We start from the raw sequence: 13,291 nt of genomic DNA on the forward strand, positions 1-13,291 counted from the left end.
GGTGAGTGTCCGCGCAGTCGCGGCGCCGTCTTCGCGTGCCGCACGTTGCGCACGATCCGCCGATCAATGGGAGTTCCCGACATGTACGAGTGGTCTGACACCGACCTGATGTTCCGCGACGCCCTGCGTGGCTTCATCGAGAAGGAGATCAAGCCGCACGTCGACAAGCTCGAGAGCGGCGAGCTGCCCCCGTTCGAGATCATCCGGAAGATGTACTCGACCTTCGGCATGGACGAGATGGCGAGCGAGGCGCTCGAGAAGGCCTTCGCGAAGGAGGAAGCGCGCGAGCGCGGCGAGACCGTCCCCGAGTCCGGCGAGAAGGGCGGCGGCTTCAGCGGCGCAGGCAGCATGGGCGTCATCCTCAACAGCGAACTCGCGGGCGTGAGCCTCGGCCTGGTCGCGTCGATGGGCGTGAGCCTCGGCCTGACGGTCGGCACGCTGCGCAGCCGCGGCACGCTGGCACAGAAGAAGCGCTGGCTGCCCGAGCTCGTCACGATGGAGAAGGTCGGCGCGTGGGCGATCACCGAGCCCGACTCCGGTTCGGATGCGTTCGGTGGCATGAAGTCCTACGTCCGCCGCGACGGGGACGACTACATCCTGAACGGTCAGAAGACGTTCATCACCAACGGCCCGTACGCCGACGTGACCATCGTGTACGCCAAGCTCGACGAGGGCGACTCCTCCGTGGACCGCCGCGACCGCAAGGTGCTCGGCTTCGTGCTCGACAAGGGCATGGAGGGCTTCACCCAGAGCCCGCCGTTCAAGAAGATGGGCATGAACTCCTCGCCCACCGGCGAGCTGTTCTTCGACAACGTGCGGATCAGCAAGGACCGGCTGCTCGGCGAGACCGAGAACCCGGCAAAGGGCGACGGCAAGGAGAGTGCCAAGGAGTCCTTCGCGGCCGAGCGAATCGGCATCGCCTCCCTCGCGCTCGGCATCATCAACGAGTGCCACCGGCTGTGCATCGATTACGCCAAGACCCGCAAGCTGTGGGGCAAGGAGATCGCTCAGTTCCAGCTCATCCAGCTCAAGCTGGCAGAGATGGAGGTCGCCCGGATCAATGTGCAGAACATGGTGTTCAACGCGATCGAGCGCACCGCCGCAGGCAACAAGGTGACCCTCGCCGAGGCATCGGCGATGAAGCTGTACTCCTCGCGGGCCGCCACCGAGGTCGCCATGGAGGCCGTTCAGCTGTTCGGCGGTAACGGCTACATGGCCGAGTACAAGGTGGAGCAGCTCGCGCGTGACGCGAAGTCGCTGATGATCTACGCGGGTAGCAACGAGATCCAGGTGACGCACATCGCGAAGGGCCTGCTCAGCGCCTGACCCAGCGCCGCAACGGCGAACTCTCTCCGATTCTTCCTCGCCGCCGTCACCGATCTCCGGTGGCGGCGGCGAGGTCGTCAGGCAGTCAGTTGGTAGAAGCGCCAGAACCCGAAGCCGTCGATCGGGAGTATCTCGAATCCTGTGAATCCCGCCTCGAACGCATAGCCGCGCAGCGTGTCCGGGCGCATGACGGTTCCGGTGGCGGCGGTGGGCCGGTGGCTCATGCCGTCCGGCAGGCAGATCAGCAGGCTGAAGCCGTACATCAGTCGCTCGGTCTCGTCGCCGTGAGGGTCGAAGGAGCCGGCGACCGCCTCGTCCATGATGACAACGCGGCCCCCGGGGACCAGCGACTGCCTGGCAGCGGCGAGCACCCCGACGGGATCGGGCATGTCGTGCACGCACTCGAAGGCGAACACGCAGCGGAAGGTGGACGCGGGTAGCCGGGCGGCATCGCCGCAGTGGAAGGAGACGCGGGACGCGACGTCCGGGTTCGCGTCGCCGTTGCTCGAGGCCAGCCGCGCCGAGGCCGCGTCGATGTCGAGCCCGTCCACGGTGGCAGCCGGGTACGCCCTGGCGAGTGCGATCGTCGACCAGCCGCCGCCGCAGCCCAGGTCGGCGATCCGGGTGCCCGGCTCGCGAAGCAGCGCGTCCAGGTCGGGAACCGACCGCAGGGCCTCCGGCAGGGCCCGCTCGTACCAGGGGCGGTTCATCTCGGCCTGCGATTCGCGGGCGTCGGCTCCGTACTGTGCCCAGCCGACCCCTCCGCCGGAGCGATACGCCTCGAGCAGCGCGGGCATCTGTTCGGCCGCGGCGCAGAGCATCCGGGCCAGCGGCGCGAGGTAGGCGAGGCTGGACCCGTCGGTGAGCACCTCCGCCGCCGCAGGCGGCAACGTGAATCGTCGGGGTCCGTCGGAATCGACCTCGATCAGACCGGTGACGGCCTGTTGCTCCAGCCATTCCCGCGCGTACCGAGGGTGGGTGTCGGTGCGGGCGGCGAGTTCTTCCGGCGTCGCCGGGCCGTCGACCCGCAGACTCCGGTACCAGCCGAGGCGGTCGCCGAGGTGGATGGACAGCAGATCGACGGTGCCGAGTGCGGCCTCGACGAGGCGTTGGGCGAGAGCGTCGGCCTCGGCGACCGGTTGCGTTGTGGACATGAGCCCCCTCCCGCGTCTCGGAGACGACGGATGCGTCCCTCCCGGACCATCGTCGTCCGAGCGTGGCGCGCTGTCACCGTTCGTTCGCCGGGTGAAGCACGCGACGGAGGTGGGATCACCCGGTGGCGCCGGTGCGCGCAAGCTCCTCGACCCGGCGACGCAGGGTGGACTCGGTGTGCTTGATGGCCGTTCCGACGATCGGCTCGACGATCTTCGCGAGCACCTTGCCTGCGAGTCCGCCCGGCAGCGAGTACTCGAAGTCCACCGTCATCTCGGTGGTGTCGTCGCTCGCCGGAGCGAATCGCCACGTCGACGAGTTCGAGATCCCGTCGACCGAGGCCAGCGTGATCAGCCGGTCCTGCTCCCACTCGGTGATCGTGACCCTGGAGTTCATGGCCTTGGGGCCGAGCTGCATGGTGGCGTCGAAGGTGGCCCCGAGTCCCTGGGTCTGCTCGCCGACCGGCTCGAACCGGGTCACCCCGAACATCCACGCCGGCACATTCTTGTAGTCGTCCACATAGGAGAAGCCGGCGTGCACCGGAACCTTCGCGACCGCGGTGATGTGAATGGTGCCCATGTCTCTCCTCGTACCGACGTCGGCCCTGTCGGCCTACGTAGACGGTACTAGCTTTCACAGTTACCTGGACAGGGGTTCGGCTGTGAGTTCCATCGGCTTCACTACAGTTGGAGGCATGCAGCAGCGTGAACGGGACGGCCGGGGCAGGCCGCTCAATGCGCGCCCCCGCGACGGGTTGGGGAGGCCGTTGCCGCGCGGCGCCGAGGGCGTCGGGCGGGTGCAGGAGGAGGTCCTGCTGACCCCTGCGGAGGCGATTGCGGAAGCCCAGCGCCTGCTGGATGCGAGCATGCCGTTCCATGCGCACGAGGTGCTCGAGGGTTCGTGGAAGGCGGCGCCGGATTCCGAACGCGAGCTCTGGCAGGGGCTTGCGCAACTCGCGGTGGGGCTGACGCATCTGTTGCGCGGCAATATCGTCGGCGCCCAGTCGCTGCTGCATCGCGGCCAGGACCGGATCCGGGGGTTCGAGACGGGCGCTCCGCACGGTCTCGATGTCGCCGGCCTGGTGGCCTGGTCGCAGGGCGTGCTGGACGGGCTGGCGGGCGCGGGTTCGGAGATCCCGGTGCCGAGCACACCACGGCTGCTGCGCCGGGGGTGTTGACCGGGTCGCCCGGCTGGTGCGCGGGTCCGCGCGCTCAGCGCGCAGACCCGCGCGTGTCGATCAGGGGAAGGTGCTGCCGACGTTCCCGGTGCTGCTGCCGACAAACTTTCCGTCGGTGGTGGTCTCGGCGGGGCCGACGAGGCCCAACAGGGTGGCGATCAACGCGCTCAGGTTCATAGCTTCGGCTCCTGGTGATTTCTCATGTGCTGGAGATGCGCCCTCGGACCGGGCGCGCGTCCAGTTCTACCGCACGCGCCGCGGGCGTGGGTTCGATTCCGCAATCCGCCTCCGCTGCGCCGAAATGCGTTGCTGTGGAGTGAATTCGACATCGAAATGATCGACCCCGGGCAGCACTGTGGGGGCCGCCGAGTCGCCGGCAGCCCCCACAGTGTGCTCACATGACTACTCGCTGGAGCCGCCACCCGAGGTCTCCGAGGACCCGAGGATGCCGAAGACGGTGCTGAGGGCGCCGAAGAGGGTGGAGAGTTCGGACGAAGACGGCATGAGTGCTCCCTGTTTTCTCGATGGTGATGCGCCGAGAATTGCGCGCGTGTTGTAGTTCTACCGCACGAGATCTCGGTCAGGTCACAAACCGGCAACTGTCGTGACCTACATCTCATTTCTTTGGGTTCAGTCTCGTCCAATGGGGCGCCGGTGTTAGCGGATCAGCTGCCGATCGGGAGCTCGATGCCGAAGGGCAGGCCGATGATGATGCCGGCGAAGATGTCCTGCGCCGGCAGGGAGAACAGGGTCGGTAAGTCGAACGCGGGCATAGATGTCTCCTCGTGTCGATGGATGGAAAGTGCACCCCAGAGCTCGGCGCGCACCAGTTCTACCGCACGGGATGCCTCCGGTGTAGCGGAATCGGATGACCATTCTTTGGCGTAATCGATTGTGGCGCAAAGGGGTTCGTGGATCGTATGTCCGTCGGTGCGCAGGGTGGGGCGGCGGGGTGCGGCAGCCGCGAATCGCCGAGGGGTGGCGGCCGGCCACAAGCAACTGGACGCTCGCCTTGCTTTCCGAGCATCAAACCCCATCGGCGCGCGCAGGGTGCGAGAATCGCGGGAAAATCTCTGGGCGTTCATGACGGGCAGGCTGGGAGCCAATAACAAGCAAGCGTGCTTGATTTTTATGGCTCGCGGTGTGATGCTGGTCGCAGCACTTCTCAAGGGAGCATTCATGGCCGATCTGGGTACCACCATCGGGGACCTGCGGGTGGAGGGTGATCAGCTCGACGCGCTGGTCGCGAGCCTGACCGACGAACAATGGGCGGGCCCGACGCCCGCCAAGGGCTGGTCGATCGCCCACCAGATAGGGCACCTGGCCTGGACCGATCGCGCCTCGCTGATGGCGGTCATCGATCCAGAGGCCTTCGCCGAGTCGCTGGCCGAGGCATGGAAGAACCCCCTCGGTTTCGTCGACGAGGCCGCCGAGATCGAGGCCGCCCGGCCGCCCGCCGAACTGTTGGCGGACTGGCGCACCGGTCGGTCCACACTGGCCGAAGCGCTCGCTGCGGTGCCGAGCGGTACCAAGCTGCCCTGGTATGGCCCGCCGATGAGTGCGATGTCGATGGCCACCGCCCGGCTGATGGAGACCTGGGCGCATGGGCAGGACGTCGCCGCGGCGCTCGGCGTCGACGTCCCGCCGACCAACCGCCTGCGCAGCATCGCCCATCTCGGTGTGCGCACCCGTGACTTCGCGTACGCGGTGAACGAACTGACCCCGCCCGCGGGGGAGTTCCGGTTCGAGCTGACGGCCCCTGAGGGCGACGAGGTCTGGACCTGGGGCCCCGAAGACGCCGCGCAGCGCGTCACCGGCCCCGCCGCGGACTTCTGCCTGCTGGTCACCCAGCGAGCGAACCCGGCGGATCTGGACCTGACCGCGGTGGGACCCGATGCCACCGCGTGGATCGCAATCGCCCAGGTCTTCGCCGGTCCTCCCGGCGCGGGCCGTGACCCGAAGGTGGACGCATGACAAACCCGGTCCGGATCGGAAACTGTTCCGGCTTCTACGGAGACCGCATCTCGGCGATGCGCGAGATGCTCGAGGGCGGCGAACTCGACTACCTCACCGGCGACTACCTCGCCGAGCTGACGATGCTGATCCTCGGTCGCGACCGGATGAAGGATCCCTCCCGGGGATATGCCAAGACGTTCCTCCGCCAGGCCGAGGACTGCCTGGGGCTGGCGCTGGACAAGGGCGTCAAGATCGTCGCCAATGCGGGAGGGCTGAATCCGGGCGGGCTGGCGCGGGCGCTGCGCGAGGTGAACGAGCGGCTCGGTCTCGGCGCGGTCATCGCCCATGTCGAGGGCGATGACCTGATCGCCAGGGCGGCGGAGTTGGGGCTCGCCGGTGCGTCGGGCGCGCCCGCTCCGCTGACCGCCAACGCCTATCTCGGCGCGTGGGGCATAGTCGAATGCCTCGGCGCGGGCGCGGATGTCGTGGTCACCGGCCGGGTCACCGACGCGTCGGTGATCGTCGGACCCGCGGCGGCGCACTTCGGCTGGGAGCGAACGGATTTCGATCAGCTGGCCGGAGCAGTCGCGGCCGGGCACGTGATCGAGTGCGGCACGCAGGCGACCGGGGGCAACTACTCCTTCTTCACCGAGATCGCCGACATGGGGCGACCCGGATTCCCGATCGCGGAGATCCACGCGGACGGATCCTCGGTCATCACCAAGCACGCGGGCACCGGGGGTGCGGTCAGCGTCGGCACCGTCACCGCTCAGCTGCTCTACGAGATCACCGGCGGCCGCTACGCCGGACCGGACGTCACCACCCGGATGGATTCCCTCGAACTCTCCTCCGACGGACCCGACCGGGTCCGCATCAGCGGGGTGCGGGGTGAGGCGCCGCCGCCGACGCTGAAGGTCTCCCTCAACGCCCTGGCCGGGTTCCGCAACGAGTTCACGATGATCCTCACCGGCCTGGACATCGCGGCGAAGGCCGAGCTCGCCCGCACGCAGTTCGAGGCGTGGATGACCACGAAGCCGGCCGAGATGACGTGGACCCTCGCGCGCACCGACCACCCGGATGCGGACACCGAGGAGACGGCGAGCGCGTTGCTGCGCTGCGTCGTTCGCGATCCGGATCCGAACGTCGTCGGTCGAGCCTTCTCGTCGGTGTCGGTCGAGCTCGCGCTGGCCAGCTACCCGGGCTTCAGCCTGACGGCGCCGCCGTCGAACGGACAGCCGTACGCCGTGTTCACCCCCGGCTACGTCGACGCCGCCGAGGTGCCGCACACCGCGGTCCTGCCCGACGGCACCAGGATCCCGATCGCCCCGAGCGGGCCGACGCTGGAACTGGCGCCTGCGGCCGATCCCGAACTGCCGCAAGCATTGCCGACGACGCCGACGATCCGTGTCCCGCTCGGTACGATCGCGGCCGCCCGCAGTGGCGACAAGGGCGGCAACGCGAACGTCGGAGTCTGGGTTCGCACCGACGAACAGTGGCGCTGGCTGGCCAACACTCTCACGGTCGAGGAGCTCGGGCGGCTGCTCCCTGAGGCGGCGGGGCTGCCGGTGACTCGCCACCTGTTCCCGAAGCTGCGCGCGGTGAACTTCGTCATCGAGGGCATCCTCGGGGCGGGCGTCGCCTCGCAGGCCCGATTCGATCCGCAGGCCAAGGGCCTCGGGGAGTGGCTACGCGCCAGGCACATCGACATTCCGGAAGAACTTCTGCTCGGTAGCGAACCCCTGGGAGGAACACTGTGAGCGTGTGGACCACCGACGAGCGAAAGGCGTTGCGCGAGACGGTTCGCCGATTCGCCGAGCAGGACGTGCTGCCCCACCTCGACGAGTGGGAGCGACACGGCGAGCTGCCGCGTGAGCTGCACAAGAAGGCGGGCGCGCTCGGGTTGCTCGGCGCAGGGTTCCCCGAGTCGGTCGGCGGGTCCGGCGGCGACCTCGTCGACGCCGTGACCATCTGCGAGGAGATGCACTACGCGGGCGGGTCGGGTGGCCTGTTCGCCTCCCTGTTCACCTCGGGCATCGCGTTGCCGCACCTCGTCGCTGCCGGCGACGAGCGGCAGATCGACCGCTGGGTGCGGCCCACCCTCGCGGGCGAGCTGATCGGCTCACTGGCGATCACCGAGCCCGGTGGCGGCTCGGACGTGGGGCACCTGCGGACCAAGGCCGTTCGGGACGGCGACCACTTCGTCGTCAACGGGGCAAAGACGTTCATCACCTCCGGCTGCCGCGCCGACTTCGTGGTCACCGCGGTCCGCACCGGTGGGGAAGGGGCGGCCGGGGTGTCGCTTCTCGTCATCGAGAAGGGCACGCCCGGCTTCGAGGTCACGCGCAAGCTCGAGAAGATGGGCTGGCTGGCCTCAGACACCGCGGAGCTGTCCTTCGTGGACGCCCGGGTTCCTGCGGAGAACCTGGTCGGTGGCGAGAACAGCGGGTTCCAGCAGATCGCGCAGGCCTTCCTCACCGAACGGATCGCGCTTGCCGCCCAGGCGTACTCGAGCGCCAAGCGATGCCTGGACCTGACCCTGCAATGGTGCCGGGACCGGGAGACGTTCGGCAGGCCGCTGATCAGCAGGCAGCCGGTGCAGAACACCGTCACCGAGATGGCTCGTCGGGTCGACGTGGCGCGGGTGTACACCCGCGCCCTCGTCGAGCGCTCGCTGGAATCGGATCAGGATTTCATCGCCGAGGTCTGCTTCGCGAAGAACACCGCCGTTGAGGCGGGCGAGTGGGTGGCGAATCAGGCGGTGCAGTTGTTCGGCGGGCTCGGCTACATGCGGGAAAGCGAAGTCGAAAGGCAATACCGGGACATGCGAATCCTGGGGATCGGCGGTGGCACCACCGAGATCCTCACCGGATTGGCGGCAAAGCGATTGGGGTATCAGTCATGACGGTTCTCAGGTCCACCCTCGACACCGGGTCGGAGGTGTACGCGACCGCGGTGGAGACGATGAACGCCAAACTCGCCGAGCTCGAGACCGAGCACGCCAAGGCGCTGGCAGGCGGCGGTGAGAAGTACGTGGAGCGGCACCATAAGCGAGGCAAGCTGCTCGCCCGTGAGCGGATCGAGCTGCTGATCGATGCGGATTCGCCGTTCCTGGAGCTGTGCCCGCTCGCGGCGTGGGGAAGCGACTTCCCGGTCGGCGCGAGCACGGTGGTTGGTATCGGCGTCGTGGAGGGGATCGAGTGCCTGATCGTCGCGAACGACCCGACCGTCCGTGGCGGCACCAGCAACCCGTGGACGCTGCGGAAGGGCTTCCGGGCCAACGACATCGCGATGCAGAACCGACTGCCGGTGATCTCGCTCGTCGAGTCCGGTGGCGCGGACCTACCGACCCAGAAGGAGGTGTTCATCCCGGGCGGTCGGATGTTCCGCGACCTCACCCAGCTCTCCGCGGCCGGGATCCCCACGATCGCCCTGGTGTTCGGTAACTCGACCGCGGGTGGTGCCTACATCCCGGGCATGTCCGATCACGTGGTGATGATCAAGGAGCGCTCCAAGGTGTTCCTCGCCGGCCCACCGCTGGTGAAGATGGCCACCGGCGAGGAGTCGGACGACGAGTCGCTCGGCGGCGCCGAGATGCACGCGCGCAAGTCGGGTCTGGCCGACTACTTCGCCGTCGACGAGCAGGATGCGATCCGCATCGGCCGAAGCATCGTCAAGCGGTTGAACTGGAAGAAGGAGGGGCCGGCGCCCCGGGCCGAGGTGATCGAGCCGCTGGCGGACCCGGAGGAACTCCTCGGCATCGTCCCGGCGGACCTGAAGATCCCGTTCGACCCGCGCGAGGTGATCGCCCGCATCGTCGACGGATCCGATTTCGACGAGTTCAAGCCGATGTACGGCTCCTCGCTGGTCACCGGGTGGGCGGAGCTGCACGGCTACCCGGTCGGCATCCTCGCGAACGCCCGAGGCGTGTTGTTCAGCGAGGAGTCCCAGAAGGCCACCCAGTTCATCCAGTTGGCGAACCGTTCCAACACCCCTCTGCTGTTCCTGCACAACACGACCGGGTACATGGTCGGCAAGGAGTACGAGGAGGGCGGGATGATCAAGCACGGCTCGATGATGATCAACGCCGTGGCGAACTCGAAGGTGCCGCACATCTCGATCCTGCTCGGCGCCTCGTACGGAGCCGGCCACTACGGAATGTGCGGCAGGGCCTTCGATCCCCGATTCCTGTTCGCCTGGCCGAGTTCGAAGTCCGCGGTCATGGGTGGCGCACAGTTGGCGGGCGTCATCTCCATCGTCAGCAGGGCCTCCGCGGAGGCCCGCGGACAGGCGTTCGACGAGGAAGCCGACGCCGGCATCCGCGCCATGATCGAGAACCAGATCGAGGCCGAGTCGTTGCCGATGTTCCTGTCCGGCCGGCTGTACGACGACGGCGTCATCGATCCGCGTGACACCCGCACGGTGGTGGGAATGTGCCTTTCGGCCATTGCCTCCGCCCCGATCCAAGGCACCGAGAACTTCGGCGTCTTCCGCATGTGAGGCAGACCGTGATGACTTCCCCTAACGCTTCGCTCGGACCGGCGATCCAGTCCGTTCTTGTGGCAAACCGCGGCGAGATCGCGCGGCGGGTGTTCGCGACCGCGCGTCGGACCGGCGTCGGCACCGTCGCGGTGTTCTCCGACGCGGACACGGCAAGCCCGCACGTGGCCGAGGCCGACGCCGCCATCCGGCTCCCCGGCAACACCCCGGCCGAGACCTACCTTCGGGCCGACCTCATCATCGACGCGGCGCGTGCCGCGGGCGCCGACGCGATCCACCCCGGTTACGGATTCCTCTCGGAGAATGCGGGATTCGCGCAGGCGGTCGAAGACGCGGGCCTCACCTGGGTCGGTCCGCCGGTCAAGTCCATCGAGTCGATGGGCTCCAAGGTCGAGTCCAAGAAGCTGATGGACGCCGCGGGCGTTCCCGTCCTGGCCGAGCTCGCGCCCGACGAGGTCACCGAGGCACACCTGCCCGTGCTGATCAAGGCGTCGGCCGGTGGCGGCGGCCGCGGCATGCGCGTGGTGCGCGAGTTGTCAGCGCTGGCAGGCGAACTGGAGGCGGCCCGGCGCGAGGCGCAGTCCGCCTTCGGCGATCCGACGGTGTTCTGTGAGCGCTACCTCGAGACCGGCAGGCACATCGAGGTCCAGGTGATGGCCGACAAGCACGGCACGGTGTGGGCGGTGGGCGAGCGCGAGTGCTCCATCCAGCGCAGGCACCAGAAGGTCGTGGAGGAGGCCCCGTCGCCTCTGGTCGAGCGGACCCCCGGCATGCGTGAGCGGCTCTTCGAGGCATCGCGGCTGGCGGCGAACGCCATCGGCTATGAGGGTGCGGGCACCGTCGAGTTCCTGGCGGACGAGCGCGGCGAGTTCTTCTTCCTCGAGATGAACACCCGGCTGCAGGTCGAGCACCCGGTCACCGAGTGCACCACCGGACTCGACCTGGTGGACCTGCAGCTGCAGGTCGCCGCAGGCGTCGCGCTGCCTGCCGAACCCCCGGCGCTGCGCGGACACTCGATCGAGGTCCGTCTCTACGCCGAGGACCCGGCGAAGAACTGGCAGCCGCAGAGCGGGACCGTGCACCGCATCGAGCTCCCCGGCACGGTGGAGGAATTCGCGGTCCTGGACCGGCAGGGCGTGCGACTGGACTCCGGCGTGGTGGCCGGCTCGGTGGTCGGGGTGCACTACGACCCGATGCTCGCCAAGGTCATCTCGTTCGCGCCGACCCGAGGACAGGCCGCGCAGCTGCTCGCCTCGACGCTGGCCCGCACCGCGCTGCACGGCCTGCGGACGAACCGGGATCTGCTGGTGAACATCCTGCGGCACCCGGCCTTCCTGGCCGGGGACACCGACACCGCCTTCTTCGACACCCACGGGCTCGACACCCTGGCGCGGCCGCTGGCCGATCCGGATGCCGAGGCGCTGTCCGCGCTGGCGGCGGCGTTGGCCGATGCCGCGGCGAACCGGGCGGCGGCTCGCGTCGACGGCCAGATCCCGAGCGGATGGCGGAACCTGACGTCGCAGCCGCAGTTCAAGCAGTACACCAGCGCGTCGGGGGAGTACGACATCCGATACCTGCTCGGGCGGGGCGGCCTTCGGGCCGAGGGCTTCGAGCACGTCTCGCTGGTGTCCTCGACCCCGGACGTGGTGGTGCTGGAGGTCGCAGGCCTGCGCCGGACCTTCGACGTCGCCAGGTACGGCGACGAGGTGTTCGTCGACTCGCCGCTCGGACCGGTCGCCCTGACCGCGACCCCACGGTTCGTGGATCCGGCGACGATCGTCGCGGCGGGTTCGCTGCTCGCGCCGATGCCGGGCGCGGTCATCCGCCTCGGCGCCGCGCAGGGCGATTCGGTCACGCTCGGCCAGCCGATCGTCTGGCTCGAGGCGATGAAGATGGAGCACACCATCACCGCCCCCGCGTCGGGTGTGCTCGTGGAGCTCCCGGTTTCGGTCGGCCAGCAGGTCGACGTCGGGTCTGTCCTTGCCATTGTTGAACCTGAAGAGACGGAAGAGGAATCGGCATGAGTTTTATCGAGAGCGACGAGCAGAAGGCACTGCGCGCGGCGGTGTCCAAGCTCGGCGAGCGCTTCAACTACGTCGACTACGTGCTGCCGCGGTCGCGCAGGGGCGAGCCGCTGACCGAGCTGTGGAACGAGGCGGGCAAGCTCGGCTTCCTCGGGGTCAACCTGCCGGAGGAGTACGGCGGCGGGGGAGCGGGCATCTACGAGCTCGCCCTGGTGCAGGAGGAGCTGGCCGCGCACGGCGCGGGGCTGCTGCTCGTCGTGGTCTCGCCCGCGATCTGCGGCACGATCATCGGCAAGTACGGCACCGATGAGCAGAAGCAGCAGTGGCTCCCTGGCCTCGCCGACGGCAGCAAGATCATGGCGTTCGGGATCACCGAGGCCGATGCGGGCTCCAACTCGCACCAGATCTCGACCACCGCCCGCCGCGACGGCGCCGACTGGATCCTGACCGGGAGCAAGATCTTCATCTCGGGTGTGGACCAGGCGGACGCGGTGCTGATCGTGGCGCGGACCGAGGACCACAAGACCGGCAAGCTCAAGCCTGCGCTGTTCATCGTGCCGACCGACACCGAGAACTTCGTCAAGACGCCGATGGAAATGGACATCATCGAGCCGGACCACCAGTTCACGCTGTTCCTCGACGAGGTCCGGGTGCCGGGTGAGGCGTTGGTCGGATCGGAGGACGCCGCACTCATGCAGCTGTTCGCCGGCCTGAACCCGGAGCGGATCCTCGGTGCGTCGATGGCGATCGGCGTCGGCCGGTACGCGATCGACGCCGCGGTGAAGTACGCGAAGGAGCGCACCGTCTGGAAGACCCCGATCGGGGCGCACCAGGGCATCGCGCACCCGCTCGCCCAGGCGAAGATCGAGCTCGAGCTGGCCAAGGTGATGATGCAGAAGGCCGCGTTCCTCTACGACAGCGGCGACGACTTCGGCGCGGCCGAGGCCGCGAACATGGCGAAGTACGCGGCGGCCGAGGCGAGCATCAAGGCGCTCGACCAGGCCATCCAGACGCACGGTGGCGCCGGGTTGAGCAAGGAGTACGGACTGGCCGCCATGCTCGGGGCCGCCCGGATCGCGCGGGTGGCGCCGGTGAGCCGGGAGATGATCCTCAACTTCGTCTCCCAGCACTCGCTCGGGCTGCCGAGGTCGTACTGACC

General features: G+C 68.5%; 10 protein-coding genes. 8 read left to right on the forward strand and 2 right to left on the reverse strand.

Translation table 11 applies throughout. The annotated features are described in order from the left end of the window. The first annotated feature begins 81 nt into the window (after positions 1 to 81). A complete protein-coding gene (locus ABIC28_RS00815; protein ID WP_097210976.1) occupies positions 82 to 1,326 on the forward strand; it encodes an acyl-CoA dehydrogenase family protein in 1,245 nt (414 codons plus the stop codon). A gap of 77 nt (positions 1,327 to 1,403) precedes the next feature. Here the strand turns inward: ABIC28_RS00815 and ABIC28_RS00820 are convergent, their stop codons facing one another. Then, positions 1,404 to 2,480: a class I SAM-dependent methyltransferase gene (locus ABIC28_RS00820; protein ID WP_354577118.1), complete on the reverse strand. Its 1,077-nt coding sequence runs from the start codon at positions 2,478 to 2,480 to the stop codon at positions 1,404 to 1,406. A 115-nt stretch (positions 2,481 to 2,595) separates the two neighbouring features. After that, positions 2,596 to 3,057, reverse strand: coding sequence for an SRPBCC family protein (locus tag ABIC28_RS00825; RefSeq protein ID WP_097210978.1), 462 nt, complete (start codon positions 3,055 to 3,057; stop codon positions 2,596 to 2,598). Positions 3,058 to 3,172: 115 nt separating this feature from the next. Here ABIC28_RS00825 and ABIC28_RS00830 point away from each other — a divergent pair, with 115 nt between their 5' ends. From ABIC28_RS00830 to ABIC28_RS00860, 7 genes are all read left to right on the forward strand, one after another. Beyond that, entirely contained in the window at positions 3,173 to 3,655 is a 483-nt protein-coding gene (locus tag ABIC28_RS00830; RefSeq protein ID WP_269588611.1) for a DUF309 domain-containing protein, read from the forward strand. 1,179 nt (positions 3,656 to 4,834) lie between these two features. Continuing rightward, complete coding sequence (locus ABIC28_RS00835; protein WP_209928670.1) at positions 4,835 to 5,629, forward strand: TIGR03084 family metal-binding protein; 795 nt, start codon at positions 4,835 to 4,837, stop codon at positions 5,627 to 5,629. Next, positions 5,626 to 7,368 carry an acyclic terpene utilization AtuA family protein gene (locus ABIC28_RS00840; protein ID WP_209928671.1) on the forward strand — a complete coding sequence of 581 codons (1,743 nt, stop codon included), beginning with the start codon at positions 5,626 to 5,628 and terminating at the stop codon, positions 7,366 to 7,368. The genes ABIC28_RS00835 and ABIC28_RS00840 overlap by 4 nt, the downstream gene beginning before the upstream one ends. Further along, positions 7,365 to 8,513 carry an acyl-CoA dehydrogenase family protein gene (locus ABIC28_RS00845; protein ID WP_209928673.1) on the forward strand — a complete coding sequence of 383 codons (1,149 nt, stop codon included), beginning with the start codon at positions 7,365 to 7,367 and terminating at the stop codon, positions 8,511 to 8,513. Before ABIC28_RS00840 ends, ABIC28_RS00845 begins: the two co-directional genes overlap by 4 nt. After that, positions 8,510 to 10,108 carry an acyl-CoA carboxylase subunit beta gene (locus tag ABIC28_RS00850; RefSeq protein ID WP_097210982.1) on the forward strand — a complete coding sequence of 533 codons (1,599 nt, stop codon included), beginning with the start codon at positions 8,510 to 8,512 and terminating at the stop codon, positions 10,106 to 10,108. The genes ABIC28_RS00845 and ABIC28_RS00850 overlap by 4 nt, the downstream gene beginning before the upstream one ends. A gap of 11 nt (positions 10,109 to 10,119) precedes the next feature. Beyond that, positions 10,120 to 12,132, forward strand: coding sequence for an acetyl/propionyl/methylcrotonyl-CoA carboxylase subunit alpha (locus tag ABIC28_RS00855; RefSeq protein WP_354577122.1), 2,013 nt, complete (start codon positions 10,120 to 10,122; stop codon positions 12,130 to 12,132). Beyond that, positions 12,129 to 13,289: an acyl-CoA dehydrogenase family protein gene (locus tag ABIC28_RS00860; RefSeq protein WP_097210983.1), complete on the forward strand. Its 1,161-nt coding sequence runs from the start codon at positions 12,129 to 12,131 to the stop codon at positions 13,287 to 13,289. The genes ABIC28_RS00855 and ABIC28_RS00860 overlap by 4 nt, the downstream gene beginning before the upstream one ends. Positions 13,290 to 13,291 lie beyond the last annotated feature (2 nt).

It is taken from the genome of Rhodococcus sp. PvR044, assembly GCF_040548995.1.
GTDB classification, from domain to species: Bacteria; Actinomycetota; Actinomycetes; order Mycobacteriales; family Mycobacteriaceae; genus Rhodococcus_G; species Rhodococcus_G oryzae.

What these genes read in the sequence shown, in the direction of transcription:
- ABIC28_RS00855 (WP_354577122.1), top strand. Translation starts at nt 10,120, where the DNA reads ATGACTTCCCCTAACGCTTCGCTCGGACCGGCGATCCAGTCCGTTCTT.
- ABIC28_RS00830 (WP_269588611.1), top strand. Translation starts at nt 3,173, where the DNA reads ATGCAGCAGCGTGAACGGGACGGCCGGGGCAGGCCGCTCAATGCGCGC.
- ABIC28_RS00835 (WP_209928670.1), top strand. Translation starts at nt 4,835, where the DNA reads ATGGCCGATCTGGGTACCACCATCGGGGACCTGCGGGTGGAGGGTGAT.
- ABIC28_RS00815 (WP_097210976.1), top strand. Translation starts at nt 82, where the DNA reads ATGTACGAGTGGTCTGACACCGACCTGATGTTCCGCGACGCCCTGCGT.
- ABIC28_RS00840 (WP_209928671.1), top strand. Translation starts at nt 5,626, where the DNA reads ATGACAAACCCGGTCCGGATCGGAAACTGTTCCGGCTTCTACGGAGAC.
- ABIC28_RS00850 (WP_097210982.1), top strand. Translation starts at nt 8,510, where the DNA reads ATGACGGTTCTCAGGTCCACCCTCGACACCGGGTCGGAGGTGTACGCG.
- ABIC28_RS00825 (WP_097210978.1), bottom strand. Translation starts at nt 3,057, where the DNA reads ATGGGCACCATTCACATCACCGCGGTCGCGAAGGTTCCGGTGCACGCC.
- ABIC28_RS00860 (WP_097210983.1), top strand. Translation starts at nt 12,129, where the DNA reads ATGAGTTTTATCGAGAGCGACGAGCAGAAGGCACTGCGCGCGGCGGTG.
- ABIC28_RS00820 (WP_354577118.1), bottom strand. Translation starts at nt 2,480, where the DNA reads ATGTCCACAACGCAACCGGTCGCCGAGGCCGACGCTCTCGCCCAACGC.